Origin of the sequence: Pseudodesulfovibrio cashew (genome assembly GCF_009762795.1) — a bacterium.
GTDB classification, from domain to species: Bacteria; Desulfobacterota; Desulfovibrionia; order Desulfovibrionales; family Desulfovibrionaceae; genus Pseudodesulfovibrio; species Pseudodesulfovibrio cashew.
The window spans coordinates 169,021-191,378 of sequence record NZ_CP046400.1; the positions used below are offsets into that span (position 1 = coordinate 169,021).

Genomic DNA, 22,358 nt, shown 5'->3' on the forward strand with positions numbered 1-22,358 from the left:
ATGAGTGATACCAAGAAAGTCCGCATCTTCATGACCGGCGTGGGCGGCCAGGGTACCCTGACCGCCACCACCCTGCTGGCCAAGACCGCGCTCAGCCAGGGGCTGCCGGTGACGTCCGGCGAAATCCACGGCATGGCCCAGCGCGGCGGCGTGGTCGAGTCCACCGTCCTGATCGGGTGCGCGTCACCCAAGATCGGCACGGGCGAGGCCGACATCCTGGTGGGCTTCGAGCCCATGGAGACCATGCGCGCCCTGCCCTATCTCAAGCCCGGCGGGCTGGTGCTCTCCTCCACGGAGTTCCTGCCGCCCCTGTCCGTGGCCATGGGCCAGCAGGAGTGCCCGACCATCGACGATATCAGGAAGGCGGTTTCCGCCTGCACGGACAAGGTCTACTTCATGGCCAGCCAGTCCATCGGCCTGAAAGCGGGCGCGGTCCAGGCGGGCAACATCGCCATGCTGGCCGCCCTTTGCGCCGCGGGCGAGCTGCCCTTCGGCCCCGAGGCCCTGGCAGAGACCATCAAGGCCAACCTGCCGGAAAAGATTCAGGCGGTGAACCTCAAGGCCCTGGAACTGGGCGTCAAGGCCCTGGAGGCCTAGAGGCTGTCCACTAAGCACCATCTCGTCAGCGGCAGAGGCGAATCCAGCCCGCGCTCCGTACCTGGCTCTTATTGAACAACCCTGCGGCCCGAATGGTCGCGAAAGAGAAACATCATGGCTCATACACAACAAGACTCTTCGGATCTCAGCTACCTGAACACGCTGATCAAGGTTCAGGAAACACTGAAGCGGGACACGCCGCTTGAGGAGTCTTTGAACGCGCTCCTGAAAATCCTGGCCCAGGACATGGAGTACGTCCGGGCGTTCATGGTCATCATGGACCCCAAGACCGAAAACCTGAAGCTCTCCCTGACCTACTCCCCGGCCCAGGCCGAGGACGTCACCTACTCCCCGGGCCGCGGCATCATCGGCCGCGTCTTCGATTCGGGCGAGGCCATCACCGTGACCCGCATGTCCGATGACCCCGAATTCCTGAACAAGGCCTTCGGCAGGAGCGAGGAGGAGCTTCGGAAGCTCGGCTTCATCTGCGTCCCGGTCATCAACCGCCGGGCCGAGGAGGAAGAGGTCATCGGCGCGCTCTCCGTGGACGTGCCGCTCATCCCGGCCGACGACATGGCCGCCCACTGCCAGTTCCTGGAAGTGGTCGCGGGCATCATCGCGGGCCACGTGGCGCAGTTGCAGGAAGAGATGGCCACCCAGAACCACCTGCTCACCCAGGGACTCATGGCCGGGGGAGCGGACGCGGCTCCGCCCAAGGACTTCGTGGCGGCCTCCAAGGCCATGCGCCTGGTCCTGCGCCAGTCCCGCCAGGTGGCGCCCAGCCGGGCCACCGCGCTGCTGCGCGGCGAATCCGGCACCGGCAAGGAGCTGCTGGCCGAGGCCATTCACTCCTCCAGCCCTCGCTCCGACAAGCCGCTGATCAAGCTCAACTGCGCGGCCCTGCCCTCCGAACTGATCGAATCCGAGCTCTTCGGCCACCAGAAGGGCGCGTTCACCGGTGCGTTCCAGACCAAACGCGGCCTGTTCGAAGTGGCGGACCAGGGCACCCTGTTCCTGGACGAGATCGGCGAACTCTCCATGGACGCCCAGGCCAAGGTCCTGCGCGCCATCCAGGAGAAGGAGATCCAGCGCGTGGGCAGCGAGCAGTCCATCACCGTGGACGTCCGACTCATCTGCGCCACCCACCAGCCCCTGGAGGAGCTGCTGGAAAAGGGCAAGTTCCGCGAGGACCTCTACTACCGCATCAACGTCTTTCCCATCTTCATCCCGCCCCTCAAGGAGCGGCGCGAGGACATCCTGCCCCTGGCGGAATACTTCCTCAACGAGTTCTGCGACGAGTACGGCAAGGAGGTGAAGCGCATCTCCACCCCGGCCATCGAGCTGCTGGTCATGTACCACTGGCCCGGCAACGTCCGCGAACTGAAGAACTGCATGGAACGCGCGGTGCTGCTGTGCGAGGAGGCGGTCATCCGCACCTACCACCTGCCGCCCACCCTCCAGTCCGCCGAGAGCTCGGCCACCGGCACCAACCTCTCCTTCGGCGAGGCCGTGGCCAAGTTCGAGCAGGAGCTGCTGGTGGACTCCCTGAAGAAGACCGGCGGCAACATGCTCCAGTCGGCGAGGGACCTGCGCGTGTCCTACCGGATCGTCAACTACAAGGTCAAAAAGTACAATATCGATGTGAAAAAGTACTCCCAGAGCAAGAAAAAGAAAAAAAAGCTCGAGAGTTAATCTTGATTTCACTGGAAAAAAAGCCCCCCGGCCCCCTGCAAGGGACCGGGGGGCTTCCCTTTGCGCCGCCATTTCTGGTAACCTTGAAGCATGAACGATGCCGCCTGGCGCATTCGGCGCATAGTCACTCTTCTCCTCGACCGGGGATACCTCGCTCCCGACCATGCCATGGCCGTGGCCAGCAAGCTGTTGGAAGTGGAGCCCCTGACCGACGGGTTCGCCCTGCTCGGGGCCGCCCTGACACGTCAGGCCGCCACTCTCGCGCCCTTTGACCGGGAAAAGCTCCGGCTGGCCAAGGAGGTGGACAGCCGCATCCCCCATCCATTCTTCTCCGGCTGGGTGGAGGTGGCCCTCCGCCTCACGGACAAGGAGCCCATCCCCGCACGGCTGACCATGCCCGACAGGCAGCGCGCCTCTGCCGGAGCCTTTCTGGAATACATGCACAACCAGCCCTCCAACCTGCACCGCTTCCACGCCCTGCTCCACCTGCGCCAGGCAGGAGAGAGCGAGGCTTTCGAACAGGGTGTGCAGATCATCACATCCTCCCACTCGGGCCTGCTGGCCGGGCCTATCATGGCCTGGGGAGCCTACCTGGCTGGCAAGCCGCTGCTGGCCGAGATGCTGCTGGACGAAGGGGTCATCTGCTTCCTGACCCACAACCTGCGGGCTCAGATGGCCTTTGAAAAGGGGGAACGCGGCGAGGCGGCGGCCCAGTTACACACCTCCCTCGAACTGGAGCCACTCCAACCGGTGCTCATCGAAATGCTGGCCGCCATCAAGGGCGGAGCGCAGCGCTCCCACGAGCTGGAAATGGCCCACAATCGCATCGGGCAGAAGGCGGCGTTGTCGGACCTGGCAGAGATGGAGTCCACGGGCGTGGAGACCCAGGCCCTGCGTTTCTCGCAGACCCTGGACGCCGTGCTCCCGACCCTGCCTGCCGGCCCCCGCGACTTCTGGGAACGCGCCAAGTCCGTCCTCGCCTGAGCCGGACTCTCCGAATTTTCGTGCATTGAAAAAAAAAGCGGCCGGGATGACCCGGCCGCCAGTTTTTTGCTGTGTTCTCCGCCCTATTTGAAGGAGCGGGCAAAGAGTTCTTCGAGCGCCTGCTTGCCGTTGTCCTCGAGGAAGCGGGTGCCGGTGCCCGTGAAGTGCGTGGAGGTGATCACCGGAGCCTCGACAGAGGCCCACTCGCCGTGTTCCCACTTGAACCAGCCGTTCTTGACCTGGCCGAAGACGTAAAGGTCCTTGTTGCAAATCTTGGCGAATTCGGCACCCCAACCGGTGCCGCCCTTGACGGTTCCGTCCTCTTGAATGGAGCCGACGACAAAGATTTGATCACCTGACTCCACCTGATGCATGATGGTCTGAAGGACCTTGCGCATTTTCTCGGCGTTGGTGAACCGGCGGTTGAGCAACTTGGAGACGTAGGTCAGGCTGACGTCCTTGCGGACCAGTTCTTCGTTGGTAAGAACCCTGACGCCGCGGGTGCGCTCGATCTTGTGACCCTCGAAGGTGTAGTTGACCTCGCCGAGGCCGTAGTACTCGGCCAGCTTGCCGAACTGGTTCTCCGCGCCCTGGGCGCCGCCGCTGAACAAGGTGTAGGACTCGTTGGACATGCTTTCTCCTTGAATGATGTATCGTGAAATTTGCCGTTCGCGGTGATCTGGTGCCTCAGTATGCACGTCCCCCGTGAGCGGAGCAATGCCATTGCAATACTTTTTCCCAAAAAACCAGCTTTTTCTCGTTATAAGTTTGCGCCCAGCTTCATTCCGCCGCCTTGCCAGGCTCCAGGTCCTCAAACAGGACCCGGTCCATGTGCGCGGCCATGGCCTCGAACTCGGCGGGCGAATATTTGGCCATGAGCTTGTACAGGTTGGCCGAGGCATTGGCGGACTCGGGCCGCCCGGCCTCGCTCATCCCACCGGAACGGCGCTTGTGCGGAATGGCCAGATGCCCGGTGTAGACAGCGTACCCTCCGCCCAGGACCATGCGCAGGTCCCGCTCAAGGTCGTCGTACTGGGTGGGGGAAAAACGCAGGTCGAACCCGCCGCCGGCCAGAAGCCGCTCTGCCCGAAACAGATGAACACACCCGGTCACTGACGCGCAGGGCCGGATGTAGTCGGCCTGGCCGAAGTCTCCGTCCTGCAGCATCAGGGTGGACATAAGCGTTTCCTTTCGCTCTTCGGCGTCAGGCGTCAGATTGTGTTCGCCACACTGCACCCGGGCCGGACCGGAGTGATCCACCACTTTGCAGCCCCAGACCACGGCGTCGGGATAGCGCTTTGCGGCCTCGCCCAACCGCCCCAGCCAGTCTCGGGGCAGAAAAATATCATCGTCGATGTAGGCGGCATACTCCGCCTCGCACACCTCGGGCAGGTTCATGAGCCAGTTCCGGGCGGCAGGCGCACCCGCATTTACCGGCAGGACAATGGTTTCCACCCGTTCCCGCCCGAAACGATCCGCGAACCGGGCGAGGACCTCGGGGGTGTGGTCGGTGGAACCGTTGTCCAGGACGCGCACCGCCACGCTCTCGCCCAGGTCGGACTCGTAAAGGGAGTCGAGGGTGGCCGCCAGGTCGTCCGCCTTGTTCCAACTGTAGGCCAGCACCATGATCCGGCCCTCCGGCATGGTAGTCCGTGAAGGGCCACCCAGCTTGAGGTCGCGCAGGCGCAGGCGCAGGGAGACATTCCACGGGCGGTCCGCCGCGCACTTGGCGAGCAGGGCGCGCGCCCGGTCCTCGCTCCCGGAGCGGAACCAGGCCGAGGCTAGCCGCTCCTCGATCACAGGCAGGGGCAGGACATCCAGACACTGAATGTACATGGCGGCAGCGGCCACGGCGTCGCCCGACGCCAGCAACGCGTTGGCCCTCGCGTAGACGAAGAGCGGGACCAGCTCGTCCGGGGGCGCACTCCGGGTCAGGGCCGAAGCCAACACGCCCCAGTCCCCGGTGATGCGGGAAAATTCGTAAAGGTGATGCCACCAGAACAGGCTGTCCGGGGTTTCCGCAAGGCGTTTTCGCAGGAAGGCCAATTGCTCCTCCGGCGCGCCACCCATGGCGGTCCTGGCCTCGGGCGTGATCTCGGGACGCCAGTGAAGCAGCACGGCCCGCATGACCGGCAGCAGTTCGGCGGGCGACGGAGGCAGCTTTTCCGCGCTCCCGGCCAACGCCGAGACGCAATAGCCGTCGAAGGGATTTTCGCCCCAGGCCGCAAGGAGCATGTCCGCCGCCATGACCGAGGCGTCGTCTCCCGGACGGTGGCTGTGGCGCAGGGCCACTCCGGCCGAAGCGTGCAGATGGGGCCTTCCGGTGAAGCCGAGCAGCAGATGACGGCGGAGATCGTGCGGCAGGCTGGCGAGGTCGCAGGAGCGGAGCATGTTCTCCACCTATGCGGCATGGGCGCGAAAGTCAACAAAGCCCACTTTCGGAGGTCCGTTTTTTCTGCTAGTAAAACCAGTCATGGACCGCTTCGACTTTCCCCATACCCTGGCCCCGTGCCCCGGCATCCTGCCCGTATTCGAAGAACGCTTCAACGGATGGCAACTCGGCATGGGGCTGCCCGGAACCCTGACTGCCGTGCGCCGGGGTTTGCTCACCCTGGCCAAGGCCACCCCGGAATGCCGGAATGTGGCCACCAGTGCGGCCCTGTGGGCTTTCCAGGCCCACCCCCTGGCCCCGGACACCGCCTTCGGCGTGATGGAGACAGGCGCGGCCAAATCCTCGGTTCCGTCCCTGCACCGCATCGCCGCCAAGCTGGCCAAGCTGGACCGGCCCGACCCCGTGCACAAGGAAGACGCCCGGGCCATGACCTCGCTTCATGACCTGCTGCGGCAGGAAAACCCGGCCCTGATCCTCCTGCAACTGAAGCAACTCCTGGAAGATGGGACCAAGATCCTCGCCTGGCTCGACTACTGCTGGCAGGACCTGCTTTTTTACGGCAAGCCCGCCATCCCCAGGGCGGCTCTGGACACGATCCCGTGGGAGACCACCCTGCCGGAGCTCGGCCCGCGCATGGAGGCTGACTGGGCCTTTCACTGCCTGCCGCCCGAGGACGCCCTGCCCTACGTGGAGCGCCTTGATCCGAACCTTTGGGGACTGTGGCGGGCCTATGCCGCCGGGGAGCTGCTCCTGCGCATGGGTCGGACCGGCCAGGCCAAGGGCGTGTTCGCCAACCTGTGGAAGGCCATTCCCTGGCACGTCAACCTGACCCTCAAGCTGCACAGCCTCTTCCAGCCCGTATCTCTCGCCGACGAGACCCATGCCGAAGACGCCGCCGTGCTTCTCTATTCCTGGAACAAGGCGGACCTGCTGGAGCGGACCCTGGACAGCCTGGCCCAGAGCCGCATCGGCGGCGCCCGAATTTACGCTCTGGACAACGGCTCCACCGACCGTACCCCCGAGGTGCTTGATCAGGCCCTGGAGAGATTCGGCGGGGAGCGGCTGCACGTGGAAACCCTGCCGGTCAACGTGGGCGCGCCCGCCGCGCGCAACTGGCTCCTTGCCCTGCCCGGCGTAAGAGAGTCCAAATGGGCCGCCTTCCTCGACGACGACGTGATCCTGCCCGAAGACTGGCTGCTCCATCTGCTCGGGGCAGCGGCCACACGGGAGGACGCAGGGGCTGTCGGCTGCCGGATCACCGCTGCCGCGCCGCCCTACGGATTGCAGTCCGCCGACTACAACCTCATCCCCGGCCCTCCGCCCGCCACCGAACCCGGACACCTGCCCAACCGGGTGCCGGTCTTCGACAACTGCGCCGGGACCACGGACGACGGGATGTTCACCTACACCCGCACCTGCCTGTCCGTTTCGGGCTGCTGCCACCTGGTCAACCTGCGGGCCGTGGAAAAGGTCGGCGGCTTCGACCTGCGCTACACCCCGTCCCAGTTCGACGACCTGGATCGCGACCTGCGCTCGGCCCTGGCCGGAATGCCCGCCCTGTACGCAGGCGGCCTGGCCGTTCGCCACATCCAGCACTCCAGCCTGGCCAAATCGCAGACGACAAAGCAAATCGGGCATGTCATGGGCAACAAGTTCAAGCTCGACACCAAGTATTCGGACGAAGAGCTCATCCGCCTGGGCGAGCAGAACAAGCGGCTCCTCTGGCAGGATCTCAGGGAGAAGCACGGGTTTCTGGTTGACCGTCTGGGGCTTGGGGCATAATTTCCCCGGAACCCATCCCCTGCGAGGCTTTTCATGGACGACGTACGCGTTTACGGCGATTTTCACCGCATCACTCCCGAGATCTACGAGCAGATCAAGGACGCCATCCCCTTTGACCAGGTCCAGTACGACGGCGACGTCCTGCGCGTGGACCACGAGGGGGTCTACCTGATGATAGACGACTTCCTCGAAACCATTCGCGACCTCCTGCCCGAGAACGGCTACGGCCACGTGGAGTACATCGACCACCTGGACTGGGAGGTGACCCGCTACACCATCACTCCCGGCAAGATCGAGGAGAAAAAGGTTAAGGTAGACAACGTGCTCGACGCCCACATGCGCGACCACGGCCTGTAGTATCGGGCGGCAGCCGATAAAGGCCCGATTGCGGCGTTGCTGCGAAAGGTTCAAACCCTCGCGTACAGGAAGTACGCTTCGGCCTTGAACCTTTCTCAACTGCCGTCCAAAATGAACTTTGCCTACATTCTACGCCGCCCGAGGGCGGCTTCATGCTCCCGTAATAGTTCGGTTGACGCTGAAGCAATGCCACGCTCCGGCCTGCATGGCCGGCCTCGGCCACGGGCTCCAGGAATGCCACCCGCAACCATTTGACCTGATCCCAAAAAACACCCACGCCGCAGGCGTACATGGGATTCTCAAGGCCCTCGGCCTTGAGCCGTCGGAGACGAAATCACCCGATACCGCCGCGAAGCGGCCTCCGACTTTGATTTCACGACAACCCGATGCGGCTTCCAAACGAAAAACAGCCCCCCGCGCACATTCTGTGCACGGGGGGCTGTTTTCTCCCCATCCGTCATATGATGGCGGATCAGAGAACCGAAATCGTGGGGACGTCCGATTTGAGGTGGACATTGACTGCCTTGGGGCCGATATCCTCGTCCGTAAGCTCGTAGGTGACCTTTTCCCCGGCCTCCAGGGTCTGGAAGCCGTCGCGGACTATCTCGGTGTAGTGGACGAACACGTCCATGCCGTCCTCACCGGTGATGAAACCGAACCCCTTCTGCTCGTTGAACCAGCTCACTTCGCCTTCACGCCGCACTGCCACCTCCGATACCGATGCCGTTTGTCCACTGCAAGTCGACTCTACCCCGTGACGGCGTGCTTGGCAATCACGCCCGGCATGAAACCTCTCCCGGCAAGGAACAAAAAAACGCCCGCCTCTCCAAAGGAAACGCGGGCGCGGTCGGTCCGGTACTCCGGCCGTTCGGAACTACCAGCGGGGGCGTTCCGGACGGGGACGAGCTTCGTTGACCTTGAGGTTACGGCCTCCGAAATCCTTGCCGTCCAGGGCTTCGATGGCGTCCAGAGCGCCATTGTCGTCCATCTCCACGAAGCCGAAGCCGCGCGGGCGACCGGTCTCGCGGTCCTGGATCAGTTTGACGGAAGCGACTTCGCCGTAAGCGGCGAAAGCGGCGCGGACATCGTCCTCGGTGGCCGCCCAGGGCAGGTTGCCCACATAGATGTTCTTGGACATGAAAAAAACTCTCCAAAAAAGTGTGAAACCGGTGACGCCCGTACGTCACGGGGAAAAACTAAAGGAGCAACGTACAGGATGCGCACACTGCTCCTTGGATACCTGTTCAGATCTCAACCAGCTTCGGCCAACATTCAGACCGCGCCTCCACGGGTGCCACTGGTAATGAAACGCAACCATTCGTCAGGAATGAACTAAAGTCAAGACAATATTGAATTAAGCCTAAAAATATATTTCATGTAAATTCAAAGAGATACGATTATCCCATAATCTGAGAGGCTTCAAACTCTTCTCGAGAACCGCAAAAACGCTGTCTTCCGGCCTCCAATTCCATGACTCGATTGATCACCGGCAGCCGGTCGTCGGCGTGGTGGGTGACCATGACAACCGGGGTCCCATTTTCAGCCAACCCCTGTATCAGAGTGCGCATGACGGCGCGGGATGCCGAGTCCAGCCCGGTGAGCGGCTCGTCCAACAGAAGAAGGGCCGGGCCCGGGGCCATGGCCCTGGCCAGGAAGGCACGCCGCTGCTGGCCGTAGGACATGCGGCGAAGGGGCCTGTCCGCCAGTTCGCCCAGTCCCACGCGCTCCAGCCACTCGCGCGCGCCGAACAATTCCTCGCTGGTAGGCTCATCAAGCATGCCCACGCTGCCCCGGTAGCCGGAAAGTACGGTCTCCAAGGCCGTGACCTCCCAGCCCAGTTCACGGGCGTATGACGCCTGAAGCGCCGGAGAGACTACACCGATGTGCGGGCGGGCCTCGTCCATGGTCATGCCACCCAGCCGCTCCACGGTGCCGGTGCCGCGCTCACCGTCGGCATAAGGCGCAAGCTCGCTGGTGACCAGCTTGAGCAGGGTGGACTTCCCCGCACCGTTGCTCCCGAGCACCAACCAGTGCTCGCCGGGCAGGACGGTCCAGTCGACACCGTCCAGGATGCGCTTGCCGTCGATGACCACGGCCACGCCGCGCATGCGCAGCAGAAATTCCGGTTCCGCGCTCCGACGGGCCACGGGCAGATCGCAGGCCGCCACCTCCGGGGCTCTGTCGCCCAATCGCTCCAGGGCCACGCTCCGGTCCCCTTCCAGGGAGATCAGCCCGGCCTCCATGACCTCGGCGCACTCGATGCCGCGCGGCACGTCGCCGATGCGGTGGGCCGCGCAGACCACCGTGGTCCGTTCAAGGGCCGCCTCCAGCAAGGTCAGGACCTCGCCCCGGGAGACGGCATCCAGCCCCTCCATGCACTCGTCCAGAAGCAAAACGTCCGGGTTCGGAGCCAGGGCTCGGGCTATGAGCACCTTGCGCACCTGTCCGGTGGAGAGGGAGCCCATTCCGCTTCCGGCCAGGTCTTCGATGCCGAGCCTGGCGATAGTCTCGTCCGCCGCGGCCTCCTGCTCCGGAGTGGCCTGCCCGTACAAAAGCGGGGTGTCGTAGAATCCTGAGAGGACCACCGAACGTCCCGTGGCCCGGGCCGCATGCAGGGCGTAGAACTCCTGCATGTCCGGGGAGACCAGCCCGATGCGCTGACGGAGTCCGGCCGGGGAGCGCTGAGCCCCATCACCGAAATCATAGACCCGTTTCCCGCCCCTGTCCGGGGGCAGGTCGCCGCGCAGCAATTTGAGGAGCGTTGTCTTGCCGGAGCCGTTGGAGCCCACCACGGCCAGGTGGCGCCCCCGTTGCAGGGAGAGGGAGAGGGGCCCAGCCAGGCGGATGCCGGCGCGGGTGACCGAGGCATTGTCGAGGGAGATCAGTGAGTGCATGGGCAATAGATGCCCCCTGCCCCGGCGAAAGGCAACCCTTTCGCCTTGAAGGAAAGCGCCATTGTGGCCTATCATGTGGCATGTCCATCCCCGTCGCCATCGCCCGCATACAAGAATACGAGTCCACCCTGCTCGACTCGGCCACGGCCCTGGTCCTGGAGGAATCCGGGTTCCGGCCCGGCCCTGGCACGGAAGTGCTGGTCAAGCCCAACCTGGTCTCGTCGTCCAACGCGCGCCATTGCTGCACCAACCCGCTGCTGGTCCGGGCGGCCTGCGCCTACCTCCTCGACTGCGGGGCCAGGGTGTCGGTGGCGGACTCTCCGGGTTATGGCCCGGCGGCACACGTGGCCCGGCGCTCCGGACTGAAGGAGGCACTGGCCGGACTGGGGCTCGGGGTGACCAGTCTGCGACGTCCCGTGCCGGTCCGACTCTCCGGCGGCGTGACCATGGGCATCTCCCGCCAGGCCCTTGAGGCGGAACGCATCCTCAATATCCCCAAGCTCAAGGTCCACTGCCAGATGGTCATGTCCGGCGCGGTCAAGAACCTGTTCGGCTGCGTTGTCGGCTTCCGCAAGGCAGTGGCCCACAACCGTCTGGGACACGATCCCCTCGCCTTCCGGGCCATGATCATGGACGTCTACGCCGCCCTGCCCCAGGCTCATCATCTCATGGACGGGGTCCACCCCCTGCACAAGGACGGCCCGGTCAACGGCGAGCCCTATCCGCTGGAGCTGCTGGCGGCCTGCGAAAACGGCGTGGCCCTGGACACCGCGACCTACGCAATCCTCGGCCTCAAACCGGGAGACGTGCCGCTCTGGGCCGAAGCGCACCTGCGGCACATGGCCGGAGCAACACCGGACGAACTCGCCTATCCTCTTGAGCAGCCGGGCCAGTTCCGGGCCGACGGATTCCAGCTTTCGGTGGTGCGTCCGCTCGATTTCCATGTCATGCGCATCCTCAAAGGACGATTCAGAAGTCTTTTAAAACATTTCCAAAAACGGTGAACCTCTTGCACTCGTCGAGCGGGGAGGCTATGTAACGGAGCATGTCTTTGCTGCGTCACCGCTTCACCATCACCGGGCAAGTCCAGGGCGTGGGGTTCCGGCCCTTCGTCTACCGCATCGCCATGGAAAACGGAGTCACCGGTACGGTGAACAACTCCAGCGAGGGAGTGATCATCGAGGTGCAGGGCGACGCGGATCAGATGGCCCGCTTCGACGGAGACCTGACCTACAAGCTGCCGCCTCTGGCAAGGGTGGTGACCCGGGACAGGGAAGACCTGTCACCGCTTGAGGCAGAGGACGGCTTCACCATCCTCAAGTCCACGGGCGGGCTGGGTCATTCGGTGCTGATCAGCGCGGACGTGGCCACCTGCCCGGACTGCGTGGCGGACATCGCCGACCCGAACAACAGGCGCTATCGTTACCCCTTCACCAACTGCACCAACTGCGGCCCGCGCTATACCATCACCCGCTCTATCCCCTATGACCGGCCCCAGACCTCCATGTCCTGCTTCAAGCTGTGCAAGGAGTGCGGCAAGGAGTACGAGGACCCGCTGGACCGCCGTTTCCACGCACAGCCCAACGCCTGTCCCCGGTGCGGCCCGCGCATCTGGCTGACCGACAACCTCGGGGTGATGATCGCCCAGGGTGACGAATCAATCCGGCGGCTGGCCTGCGAGTTGTGCGAGGGGAAAATAGCGGCCATCAAGGGCTTGGGCGGCTTCCACCTGGCCTGTGACGCCCGCTCCGACGAATCCGTGGCCGCCCTGCGTGAGCGCAAGCACCGCCCGGACAAGCCCCTGGCGGTGATGGTCCCGAACATGGAATACGCCCGCCGACTGGCGGAGATCACCCCGGAGGAAGAGGCATGGCTGACCGGTACGCAGCGGCCCATCGTCCTGCTGCCCAAGCGCCACCCCTTCCCGCTCTCCAAACACGTGGCTCCGGACACGGAGTTCGTGGGGATCATGCTCCCATACACCCCGCTTCATCACATACTGCTCGGCGATTTTTGCGCCCCCCTGGTGATGACCTCGGGCAACTTCTCGTCCGAGCCCATCGCCCTGGGCAACCGCGAGGCCTCCGGACGGCTGTCGGAAATCACGGACCTGTTCCTGCATCACAACCGGGATATCCTCATTCGCACGGACGACTCCGTGGTCCGGGTCAATCCGTCCACCGGCGACCCGATTCTCATGCGCCGGGCGCGTGGCTTCGCCCCCTCGCCCATATTTCTCTCCCAGAGCGGCCCCACGGTCCTCGGCACCGGGCCGGAGCTCAAGTGCACCCTGACCCTGACCAAGGGGGACCAGGCCTTTCCCAGCCAGCACATCGGCAACCTTTCCAACCTGGAAACCATGGAGTTCTACAAGGAAATCCATGACCACCTGGAGAATATCCTCCGCGTCGAGCCGGAGCTGATCGTCCGCGATCTTCACCCGGACTACATGACCAGCCAGTGGGCCGAGGAGTTGGGCAGGGAGCGGAACATCCCCGTGGCATCCCTCCAGCACCACTACGCCCACATACACGCCGTGCTGGCCGAAAACAGGTTCACCGACCCGGTCATCGGCCTGGCCCTGGACGGCACCGGGCTGGGCGAGGACGGAACCATCTGGGGCGGCGAGTGCCTGCTGGTCATGCCGGAGGAGATGGAACACCAGCGGCTGGCCCACTTCGCCCACATTCGGCTGCCCGGTGGCGAGACCGCCGTGCGCGAGCCCTGGCGCATCGCCCAGGCCGCGCTCTGGGAACTCGGCGTGACCGAGCCCGGCAACTACCGCTGGCCCTGGCTTGACAGTTTCGAAGCGGAATCCCGCTTCCTGCCGCAATTACTGGAAAAAGGCGTCAACGCGCCCAAGACTTCGAGCTGCGGAAGACTCTTCGACGCGGTGGCCGCCCTATGCGGGCTGGCCAACACCATCACTTACGAGGGCCAGGCAGCCATCCGGCTGGAAAAAGTGCAGGACATGCGCGAGACCAAGGCCTACCCGTGCCCGCTCATGGCGGCCGACCCCGTTGCCCTGAACACCCTGGAGCTGGTCAGATGCGTCCTGGCCGACCTCGCCGACGGCGTGCCCGTCCCGAACATCGCCCGGCGCTTCCACCTCGGGCTGATCAACGGCCTGGCCGAGATGGCCTACTCCTTTTCCCTGCTCCTGGACATCCACCACGTGGCCCTGTCCGGCGGGGTCATGCAGAACCTGACCATGGCCGAACTCCTGCCCAAGGCGCTGGAGGGCATGGGCCTGATCCCGCTGGTCCACCGCGAGGTGCCGCCCAACGACGCCTGCATATCCCTGGGCCAGGCGGCCTGGGGACAACGCAAGCTCCTCGCCGAGCGGGGATAATCGAAACATCGGATACCGGAGCGACTCAATACCGTTCCAGGTCGTCCTCTTCGTCCCCGGCCCCCAAGGCTTGGGTCTCCCCGGTGTCACCCAGGGAGAAATAGCTGATGGAGGATTGCAGGATGCGCGCGGTGTCGGCCAGCTTCTCCGCCGTGACGGCCAGTTCCTCGGAGGCCGCCGCGTTCTGCTGCACGCTCTCGTCCAGGTGGCCGATGCCCTGCTTGATGACGGACGCGCCCTGTGACTGCTCGTTGCTGGTGGCGCTGATCTCCTTGACCAGGTCCGACGTCTTGAGGATATCCGGGACCATGCGGGCCAGCATGTCCCCCGCCTTTTTGGCCACCGCCATGGAGCCGGAAGAAAGCTCGCTGATCTCGGCCGCAGCCTTGCCGCTGCGCTCGGCAAGCTTGCGCACCTCGGCCGCGACCACGGCGAACCCTTTGCCATGCTCACCGGCCCTGGCGGCCTCGATGGCCGCGTTGAGCGCCAGCAGGTTGGTCTGCCTGGCAATCTCCTCGACAATGGAAATCTTCTCCGCAATTTCGGCCATGGCCGAGACCGTGGCGCTGACGGTCCGCCCGCCCTCCTCGGCGTCACGTCCCGACTTGTCCGCGATGGCCTCGGTCTCACGGGCGCTGTCGAAATTGCGATCGATGGAGGCCGTGATCTGTTCCACGCTGGCCGAGACCTCCTCCACACCTGCGGCCTGATGGCTCGCGCCCTTGGACACGACATCGGCGGCTCCGGCCATCTCGCGGCTGCCCGTTGCCACGCTTTGCGACACGCTTGCAGCGTCCCCGATGACCCTGCGCAACTGCACGACCATGCGGTGCATGGCCGCATACACGCTGTCCTCCCGGATGGCGTCCCCGAAGCTGACCGTGAGGTCGCCCTCGGCAATGGAGTCGGCCACCACCTTGAGGTCGGCGGGGTCGGTCCCCAGCTTGCGCAGAATATACGTGGTGATGACCACAGCCATGAGAATGCCAACGAGGATGGCGGACCCGCCCGTGGCCAGTGCGACCAGATTGTACAGATCCACGGTGGAGCGGATGTCCTCCAGCTTCTGCAGAGCCATGGCGTCGGACCGCTCCACGATTTGCATCACCGCGGGCTGGATGGTTCCGACCACGGCGAGCATGTTCTTCTCGCCCTCCTTGAACGCTTCGTCGCCGTCCGCTCCGGCCATATCGTAGAAAAAGGACTCATAGTCGAAGCACGCTTTCTTGACCTGCTCACCCAGCTTGACCAGTTCGCCGTCGCCCCCGGCCTTGGCCAGCTCCACCAGCTCCTCGGTTGACTTGACCAGACCGGCCACGGCTTCGATGAACTTGTCCACATAGTCGAAATTCATGTCGCGCAGGAACGCCTTTTCGTCGATGCGGCATTGCAGCATCTGCCCCCGAACCTTGTACGCCTGGTCTTTGATGGCGTATTGGTTCGCCATGAGCTGCGCGTACCCCGAGGCCGAGACATAAGAAGCATACTGATACATGCCCATGACGATCACGAGCAGCGCCAGGACCATGCCGAAGCCGCCTGCCAATTTTATCCTGAGTCGTACGTCGAGTAGATTCACGGTTCGCCCTTTGCACTATTTGATTTAGCCTTTGCCTGAAAACCCTGGATCTTCATCCATTACAGCTGCGGCATGTTCAGGTACATTATTATAATAACCTATCGGAAAAACTCACCGTCCCTTGTCCTGACAGAACAAAGCGTGTAAAAGGTAGCTACTGAATAATCCCTTCATACCGTCAAGGAGCCATCATGGAACTGTTACGCATCATAATCTCAGTCCTCCTCCCGCCCCTCGGAGCCTTCTTCAAAGTGGGGCTTGGTCTGCAATTCTGGATCAATCTGGTCCTGACCCTGTGCGGGTATTTCCCCGGTCTGGTCCACGTCATCTGGTTGCTGGCCCGCAAATAATTCGCAACACCGGGGCAGATAACGCTCTTTGTCCGTCAAATGGGTGCGGTGCTATCGATTACATCGGGACCCGCGCTTTTTTCTTGCCAAATGATGGCATTGCCCATATTGGAACGGTTGTTTCATTAAGTGGCAAAAGATATCATTGTGCAATTAGAAAGTGCTTGCCGTCCTCCACGACCGCTGCCGGGACCGCCGTCCCGCCGGTCCATGAACGGCTGAAATAGAGAACCCGATCATGAGAAATACCTGTCGTCTGTTACTCGTCCTCGTCCTGGCTGCAATCCTGCCGGGAACGGCCAGCGCCTCCATGCTGGGCATGGCGGGTTCTTACAACGGATTCATTTTCAACGACTTCACCAGCTACTTCTCCGACACGGAAGGCCGTCTGGCAGCAGGCGGTGACGTCAATCTCATGAGCTACGGCGTTGGCAACAAGCTGCCCGCCGGAAGTTCCGGCGACGTACTTACCGTGGGCGGCGACCTGAGGGCCGTGGGCGGCCAGGTTTACCACGGCAACGCCAGGGTGGGAGGCCACGCCTACACCGCCGGTTTCAATGTCGTTGGAGAACAGCGCAACGGCGCGGGCATGGACATCGACTTTGACGCGGAAGAGACCTACCTCAAGGCCCTGTCCGCTTCCCTCGCCGACCTGCCCGGAAATGGGAACACCACCTATACCCGTTGGAGAGCCTTCGAGCTGGCCGGCGATTCCTCGGACCTGGTGGTCTTCAACCTGAAAGGAGCCGATCTGGCCCGGGCCTCGGGCTTCAACGTGACCGGCATCGGCGAAGACACCACGGTGATCTTCAACGTCTCGGGCCGGGTTGGTCATATGGGTGGCATGCAGATGTTCCTCAACGGTCTGAGCAATGAAATCCTGAGCTACAGCGACAAATTTCTCTTCAATTTCTACGAAGCCAAAATGCTGGACATATCCTTCTTCAAGGCGGCGGGCAGCATTCTGGCTCCCTATGCCGACGTCACCGGCCAGTGGGGCGCAGTCCACGGCACCCTGGTCGCCTCGTCCTACTTTGGCACCACCGAGCTGGAATACAACCCGTTCACCGGAGAAATTCCAGAAGATCCCGGCACCTCTGTTCCAGAACCAGGCACCCTGGTCCTGCTCGGGCTCGGCCTGGCCGGACTGGGCATTACCCTGAAGCGCAGACGGGCGTAATTGACACGACAGCCAAGCGGGTTGCGGCATCTGTCGCAACCCGCTTTTTTTCATGGAGGCCTTTCCCGCCCGCGACACTCGTTGCGCGAAGCAAAGAAAATTGATACCTCCTGCCTCATGAGCTATCTGAAGGAATTTCAAGCGGCGGCCAGCCGCACCAGGAAACTCGGCCTGGATGACGTCTCCCTCGGCAGGGACGGGCTCGTCCTCGACGGCGCCGTGCTCGACGCGGTGGAAACCACGGGCCATATTCCCTTTGCGCAGCGGGCGGATAACGGCTTTAACGTCAATTTCGGCATGTTCCACATGCTGGCCAAAAAATTCCACATCCCCGGCGCGACCATGACCATCGGCAACGTGGCAGTGCACGGCAAGATGCGCTTTCCGGCCACCCCGGCCCACTTCCGCAAGATGGTCGAAAACCAGACCGGCGAGGAGAACATGGGCAACTATCACCTGTGGACCACTCTGCCCGGCGGCTACATCCTGGACCACGCCATCCTCTCGTCACTGCACAAGGACGGCCTGGCCGTAATTGACGAAACGGTCCCGGCCCAGCGATTCCTCTACGGCCTGGGGGACGAACTGGAGCATGGGTTGACCTACCACCCCATGCTCGTGGGATTGGAATTCTTCGTTGCTTCGGCCACCCTGGACCGGGAAGCCCTGGAGTACCTCATGGGCGAGCGGTTCCCCAAGCAGTACTCCTGACCGCGAATAAACGACATTTCAATGGAAAAGCGGCGCGGCGTTCCGGACAACCGGACCGCCGCGCCGCTGTTTTGGCAGGGAAATCACACGGCAAAGGAAGCGCCGTCATAGGACGAGAAGTCGTAGGCCTCCTCGATCTCCTCCCGGATGAGCTGGACCACTCCGTGGTCCTCCAGCCAGGCGAGAGCCCCGCTTTCGCGCAGGGGATGGGCATGGAGGAAGAGATCGTCCCAGCGGGAGATGTCAACCGCCTCCCGCCCGGTGCGCAGATCGTGGCCCAGACCGCTCAAGTCGGCCCGGAGCAAGGTCCAGATACGGGGATAGCCGGTGAAGAGGTGGGCCAGGGCGGCCAGGAAATCGCGGCGCATGGACGGTTTTGCCCGCCGCCGCCAGATGAGGAAATCGAGACAATCGAGCACGGCGTGGGCCAGATAGAGCTGTTCGACGTAGTGGAAAAGCGGTTCGTCCAGTTCGGCGATCCGCCCGAGACGATCATACATGGGCGCGGCCAGCACGCCGAAGAGGTAGTTGACCACCCCGCTTTCGGGGGCATCCGCCTCGGCCGCCTCCATAAGCTGCTGTTTGATCGGCTTGTGGCACCATTTCCAGACCCGTTTGCACAAGGTTATGCGCGAAATTCTGCGCAACTGCCACGCCTCGGCCCGGGCGTCTGAGAACAGGGTGTAGCCCAGACGCTTCAGCCGGTTGCAGAGATAATGGTCCTGGCAATTGGTCTCCTCGTAACCGAGGAATCCACCCGCGTGCTCCCAAGTCTCGCGGCGCAGGACAAAGGCGTTGCCCGGGACAAAATCAACGGGGCCCACATGACGTTGGTTGTGGTTGTCGCCGAAGTGGGCGAGATAACGGGAGACCAGGTCGTCGCCCGCGCGGTAGGTGAGAGACCCGCCAACCAACCCAACCCCCGGCCTGCCGAGATGGACCAAGGCGCGTTCCAGCCAATCCGGGTTGACCCGGGTGTCGCAATCCATGGAAAATAGAATATCGCCCGAGGCCGCGTCCAGTCCGGCCCCTTTGGCCGCAGTGATGCCCCTATTTTTTTCGAAGCGGATGATCCGCAGAGTATCCGGCGCGTCAGCCATGGCGAACGGCGTGTCCGAGCCGTCGTCCACGACCACTATCTCGTCCGGGCGGACGGTGAAGGAGGCAGCCAGGCGCACCAGATCCGCCGCGTAGGCCGCGTCATTGTAAGTATAGGTGATGAAACTGATGGCCGGTTCGCCCATGGCGGTCTCCCCCGTGTGCATTTTTTTGACGGCGCACCGTCTTTCCGAGTATATGCAAAAACCATGACGGCCAAGATCGCGATTCTCATTCAGGGCGGCAACGACGCCTTTCTGCCACCTCTCCGGGCATGGTTCAGAGACCGGTTCGAGATCCGGGAATATCTTTCCCCGGACTCGGAAGACCTCCGGGAAGCGTTGGCCTGGGCGGATTTGACATGGGTGGAGTGGGTACAGGACACGGCCGTGGCCGCATCCGGCATGGAACGGCGCGGCAAGCTGGTCATGCGGCTGCACAGCTTCGAGGCCTACACCTCGCAGGTGGAAGCCGTGGACTGGCAAAGCGTTGACGCACTGGCGGTCGTGGCCCCGCACGTAACCGATATCCTCTCCCTGCGCGTGCCGGACATCCGGGAGCGAACGGAGGTCTTTGTCCTGCCAAACGGCGTGGACACCGACCGCTTCACCATACCGGAGCGCAAGACGGCGACAGGCAAAATCGCCTTTGTGGGGCAAATCAGGCACACCAAGAACCTGCCGATGGTCCTGCAATGCTTTGCCGCCGCCAGGGAGGCGCAGCCGGACCTGACCCTGCACCTGGCCGGGCAATATGCGGGAACCGAGCTGGAGGTTTCGGAGCTGGCCCTGTACCTGGACCACATGATCCACGCCATGGGACTGGCCGAGGCCGTCACCCTGCACGGGCATGTGGAAGACATACCCGCGTTCCTGGCCGACAAGGACGCGCTCATCTCGGCCTCCCTGCGCGAGAGCTTCGGCTATAACATCGCCGAAGCCATGGCCTGCGGCGTGCGCCCGGCCATTCACAATTTTCCGGGCGCCGGCTCACTCTACCCCGAGGAGTTGATCTTCAACACCGTGGCCCAGGCCAGGGACATCCTCACGGCGGACGGTCCGGCCCCGGACCTGCTGCGACGCTACGTTCTGTCCCGCTGGCCCCTCGCGCTGCAGCACGCCAAGCTCGCAGAACTTTCGGCAAGGGTGCTGTCTTGACTTTGCAAAATGGGAGCACTCGGTGTAGTCAGGCCTAAACTTACCGGAACAGAGTGACGATGAAATTCAAGGATGAAATAAAAAAGCAGGGTTACGTACGCTACAAGGGCGCGGTTGACGCCTCGGTGTACGAATATTTCAATTGCGACTGCTCGTGGAAGGCCGTCTGGTATCTCAAGGACGGCCATTACCAGTGCTGCGGCTGCAAGGAAAAATGCGAAACCTCGGACCCGGACGGGTTCCAGTTGTTTCTCGACCTCGGAGAATGAGACGCATGCGACGGATCACGATACTGACTGCCACGCTTCTGCTGGCCGCGCTCACCGCGCTGCCGGCCCTGGCCACGGAACTGACGGACATGGACATCTGCGTCGGCAGGAGCGTCCTGGCCAGGGGATTGTGCAAGACCCCGGCGCAGATCAACTACGTGTCCAAGGTGCGTGACAACATCTATCTCTTCTCCGTGTTCTACGCCAACAAGGAAGCCCACTTCTTCGTGGGCGTCTACAAGGACATCATTCGCATCCAGGGCAAGGAATTCAGGAAAGTGACCCGCTCCATCCCCTACGACTTCGACAAGGAGTCCAAGTGTGCGGTGGTCAACTATTCCGTACCGGACTGCCCCAACAGCGAGCCCATCGTCTGCTGCTCGGAAAAGACCATCGAGGAAAAGATGGACGACAAATTCTGGGACAGGACCATCCCCGAGTTGCTGGAAGAGGATCTGCAAAAGGCCCTGAAGGCGGACAACGCCACGCAACCCGGGCAGGGGACGCCCCAGCAGCCGGGACAATAGCGTCGTCTCCGACGGCGTGTCTCAGATCCGCCTGAACCACAGCAGCAGGCCGAGCACGACCACCGCTGGATAGAGCGGCCACCACGTCTTCTGGAAGAAGCAGACCGCGGCCACTACCGCCAACACGCCGAGGTAGCCCCACGCCTCCACCAATCGCCTGAAAGTAAGCCAGCGATCCTCCGGCAACCCATGATGCGTAAAGCGCGGCAAGGGAGCGGAAGAATTGTCGTCCGAAGCCGCCATTCGGCGGGAGGACTGGAGCTTCTTGCCGCATTTTTGGCAGAAACGTTCGCCGTCCTGGTTTTGTTGGCCGCAGCCTGTGCAGATGATCACATCGGTTTTATTGCCAATTCTAGGCAACCAGGTCAAGAAATCCCGATAAATGTAGTTGACGGAATCCCCTGTTTGTGGAAAACGAAAAGTAATAACATTGTCACACGAGAGTCATACTGAGCATGATGCAACCCATCCGACTTTCCACTAGAAATCCGGGAACAACGGACCAGGAGGTCCGGGCTATCGTGACTTCCATGTATCGCGACTTCGATTTTCGCGATTACGAGGCGGTCCTGGGAAGCACGGTGCGACTCTTCGAGGGCAAGATGGCCGGCTTCGCGGGCTGTGATACCGGCTACCACGATCTCTCCCACACACTGTCCTCGCTCCTGGCCACGGCCCGGTTGCTGCACGGCGTGCACATCAGCCGCCAGCCCATCTCGGAGCGAATCATCCACCTCTGCCTCATAGCTGCTCTTTTCCACGACACAGGCTACATTCGCCGTCTGGGTGAGAACAAGGGCACCGGGGCGCAGTTCACCCGCACCCACGTGCAGCGCTCCGTCGATCTGCTCAAAGCCGACGGCGCCTGCCGCCAATGGCCCCAGGACGATATCCAGGCCATGGCCTCCATGATCCGCTGCACCGACCCGGCAAGCGCCCCTGAAGCCATCTACTTCGAAAGCGAGGAGGACCGACTGGGCGGGCACATTCTGGCCACCGCAGACCTCCTGGCCCAGATGGCTGACGACACCTACCTGGAAAAGCTGCCCATGCTCTACGCCGAGTTCGCCGAAGCGGGCATCGCCGAATTTGAAAGCGAGTACGACCTGTTCAGCCAGACCATGGACTTCTGCCAGCATATGCGCAGAAAGATGCAGGGCAGGCTGTCCAATGTCATGGCCTGCATGGGCGATCACTTCCGCCAACGGCACGGCGTGGCCCGAGACCTCTACTCCGAGGCCGTGGACCGGAACATGAACTATCTCACACTGATCCTGCAGGACTACGGAGAGGACTACCGCCGTGGCCTGCGCAGAAACCTGGACCGCAAGCCCATGCCGGTCCTTGTGGCGGCGTAATCCTGTCACAGCCCCTTTCCGATTCATATTTTTTTTGCAATGAATCCCGAGATGACATAGAGTTTTCGGCAGCCGCTTA

At 62.9% G+C, this 22,358-nt stretch carries 21 protein-coding genes and 1 pseudogene; 14 read left to right on the forward strand and 8 right to left on the reverse strand.

Annotated elements, in window-relative coordinates; genetic code table 11:
- The 3 genes from GM415_RS00735 to GM415_RS00745 all read left to right on the forward strand — a co-directional run bounded on the left by GM415_RS00735 (position 1) and on the right by GM415_RS00745 (position 3,273).
- Positions 1-597, forward strand: coding sequence for an indolepyruvate oxidoreductase subunit beta (locus GM415_RS00735; RefSeq protein WP_158945805.1), 597 nt, complete (start codon positions 1-3; stop codon positions 595-597).
- Between the two features lie 114 nt (positions 598-711).
- Positions 712-2,289 carry a sigma-54-dependent Fis family transcriptional regulator gene (locus GM415_RS00740; RefSeq protein WP_158945807.1) on the forward strand — a complete coding sequence of 526 codons (1,578 nt, stop codon included), beginning with the start codon at positions 712-714 and terminating at the stop codon, positions 2,287-2,289.
- A 90-nt stretch (positions 2,290-2,379) separates the two neighbouring features.
- The gene (locus GM415_RS00745) at positions 2,380-3,273 is read left to right on the forward strand and encodes a hypothetical protein (protein WP_158945809.1); all 894 of its coding nucleotides are present in this window, start codon (positions 2,380-2,382) and stop codon (positions 3,271-3,273) included.
- Between the two features lie 83 nt (positions 3,274-3,356).
- Here the strand turns inward: GM415_RS00745 and GM415_RS00750 are convergent, their stop codons facing one another.
- Both GM415_RS00750 and GM415_RS00755 read right to left on the reverse strand, forming a co-directional pair.
- The gene (locus tag GM415_RS00750) at positions 3,357-3,905 is read right to left on the reverse strand and encodes a hypothetical protein (RefSeq protein WP_158945811.1); all 549 of its coding nucleotides are present in this window, start codon (positions 3,903-3,905) and stop codon (positions 3,357-3,359) included.
- A 148-nt stretch (positions 3,906-4,053) separates the two neighbouring features.
- A complete protein-coding gene (locus GM415_RS00755) occupies positions 4,054-5,664 on the reverse strand; it encodes a glycosyltransferase family 2 protein (protein ID WP_158945813.1) in 1,611 nt (536 codons plus the stop codon).
- Between the two features lie 82 nt (positions 5,665-5,746).
- Here GM415_RS00755 and GM415_RS00760 point away from each other — a divergent pair, with 82 nt between their 5' ends.
- Positions 5,747-7,447 (forward strand): glycosyltransferase family 2 protein, encoded by a 1,701-nt coding sequence (locus GM415_RS00760; RefSeq protein ID WP_158945815.1) that lies wholly within the window; start codon positions 5,747-5,749, stop codon positions 7,445-7,447.
- 33 nt (positions 7,448-7,480) lie between these two features.
- Positions 7,481-7,804: a hypothetical protein gene (locus tag GM415_RS00765; protein WP_158945817.1), complete on the forward strand. Its 324-nt coding sequence runs from the start codon at positions 7,481-7,483 to the stop codon at positions 7,802-7,804.
- 472 nt (positions 7,805-8,276) lie between these two features.
- On the opposite strand, the gene GM415_RS00770 is transcribed toward GM415_RS00765, so the two are convergent.
- The 3 genes from GM415_RS00770 to GM415_RS00780 all read right to left on the reverse strand — a co-directional run bounded on the left by GM415_RS00770 (position 8,277) and on the right by GM415_RS00780 (position 10,698).
- Positions 8,277-8,507: a cold-shock protein gene (locus tag GM415_RS00770; RefSeq protein WP_158945819.1), complete on the reverse strand. Its 231-nt coding sequence runs from the start codon at positions 8,505-8,507 to the stop codon at positions 8,277-8,279.
- 171 nt (positions 8,508-8,678) lie between these two features.
- Entirely contained in the window at positions 8,679-8,942 is a 264-nt protein-coding gene (locus GM415_RS00775; protein ID WP_158945821.1) for an RNA recognition motif domain-containing protein, read from the reverse strand.
- Between the two features lie 259 nt (positions 8,943-9,201).
- Positions 9,202-10,698: an ATP-binding cassette domain-containing protein gene (locus GM415_RS00780; RefSeq protein WP_158945823.1), complete on the reverse strand. Its 1,497-nt coding sequence runs from the start codon at positions 10,696-10,698 to the stop codon at positions 9,202-9,204.
- An 80-nt stretch (positions 10,699-10,778) separates the two neighbouring features.
- On the opposite strand from GM415_RS00780, the gene GM415_RS00785 reads away from it, so the two are divergent.
- Positions 10,779-11,702, forward strand: coding sequence for a DUF362 domain-containing protein (locus tag GM415_RS00785; protein ID WP_158945825.1), 924 nt, complete (start codon positions 10,779-10,781; stop codon positions 11,700-11,702).
- A gap of 41 nt (positions 11,703-11,743) precedes the next feature.
- The gene (gene hypF / locus GM415_RS00790) at positions 11,744-14,050 is read left to right on the forward strand and encodes a carbamoyltransferase HypF (RefSeq protein ID WP_158945827.1); all 2,307 of its coding nucleotides are present in this window, start codon (positions 11,744-11,746) and stop codon (positions 14,048-14,050) included.
- Between the two features lie 85 nt (positions 14,051-14,135).
- Here hypF and GM415_RS18235 read toward each other — a convergent pair.
- A pseudogene (locus GM415_RS18235) lies at positions 14,136-14,780 on the reverse strand (methyl-accepting chemotaxis protein); the annotation flags it as partial.
- Between the two features lie 1,040 nt (positions 14,781-15,820).
- On the opposite strand from GM415_RS18235, the gene GM415_RS00800 reads away from it, so the two are divergent.
- From GM415_RS00800 to GM415_RS00810, 3 genes are all read left to right on the forward strand, one after another.
- Entirely contained in the window at positions 15,821-15,979 is a 159-nt protein-coding gene (locus GM415_RS00800) for a YqaE/Pmp3 family membrane protein (protein ID WP_158945831.1), read from the forward strand.
- Between the two features lie 238 nt (positions 15,980-16,217).
- The gene (locus GM415_RS00805) at positions 16,218-17,159 is read left to right on the forward strand and encodes a choice-of-anchor A family protein (protein ID WP_158950674.1); all 942 of its coding nucleotides are present in this window, start codon (positions 16,218-16,220) and stop codon (positions 17,157-17,159) included.
- 117 nt (positions 17,160-17,276) lie between these two features.
- A complete protein-coding gene (locus tag GM415_RS00810; protein WP_158945833.1) occupies positions 17,277-17,870 on the forward strand; it encodes a hypothetical protein in 594 nt (197 codons plus the stop codon).
- Positions 17,871-17,953: 83 nt separating this feature from the next.
- Here GM415_RS00810 and GM415_RS00815 read toward each other — a convergent pair whose 3' ends face one another.
- Positions 17,954-19,114, reverse strand: a complete 1,161-nt coding sequence (locus GM415_RS00815; protein ID WP_158945835.1) for a glycosyltransferase family 2 protein — start codon at positions 19,112-19,114, stop codon at positions 17,954-17,956.
- A gap of 63 nt (positions 19,115-19,177) precedes the next feature.
- On the opposite strand from GM415_RS00815, the gene GM415_RS00820 reads away from it, so the two are divergent.
- From GM415_RS00820 to GM415_RS00830, 3 genes are read left to right on the forward strand one after another with little or no spacing between them, the layout of a single operon-like run.
- Entirely contained in the window at positions 19,178-20,125 is a 948-nt protein-coding gene (locus GM415_RS00820) for a glycosyltransferase (RefSeq protein ID WP_158945837.1), read from the forward strand.
- Between the two features lie 59 nt (positions 20,126-20,184).
- Positions 20,185-20,394 carry a DNA-binding protein gene (locus GM415_RS00825; RefSeq protein ID WP_158945839.1) on the forward strand — a complete coding sequence of 70 codons (210 nt, stop codon included), beginning with the start codon at positions 20,185-20,187 and terminating at the stop codon, positions 20,392-20,394.
- Positions 20,395-20,399: 5 nt separating this feature from the next.
- Positions 20,400-20,921 carry a hypothetical protein gene (locus tag GM415_RS00830; protein ID WP_158945841.1) on the forward strand — a complete coding sequence of 174 codons (522 nt, stop codon included), beginning with the start codon at positions 20,400-20,402 and terminating at the stop codon, positions 20,919-20,921.
- A gap of 21 nt (positions 20,922-20,942) precedes the next feature.
- Here GM415_RS00830 and GM415_RS00835 read toward each other — a convergent pair whose 3' ends face one another.
- A complete protein-coding gene (locus GM415_RS00835; RefSeq protein WP_242012304.1) occupies positions 20,943-21,254 on the reverse strand; it encodes a zinc-ribbon domain-containing protein in 312 nt (103 codons plus the stop codon).
- 122 nt (positions 21,255-21,376) lie between these two features.
- Between GM415_RS00835 and GM415_RS00840 the strand changes: the two genes are divergently transcribed.
- Complete coding sequence (locus GM415_RS00840) at positions 21,377-22,279, forward strand: HD domain-containing protein (protein WP_158945843.1); 903 nt, start codon at positions 21,377-21,379, stop codon at positions 22,277-22,279.
- Positions 22,280-22,358: the final 79 nt, after the last annotated feature.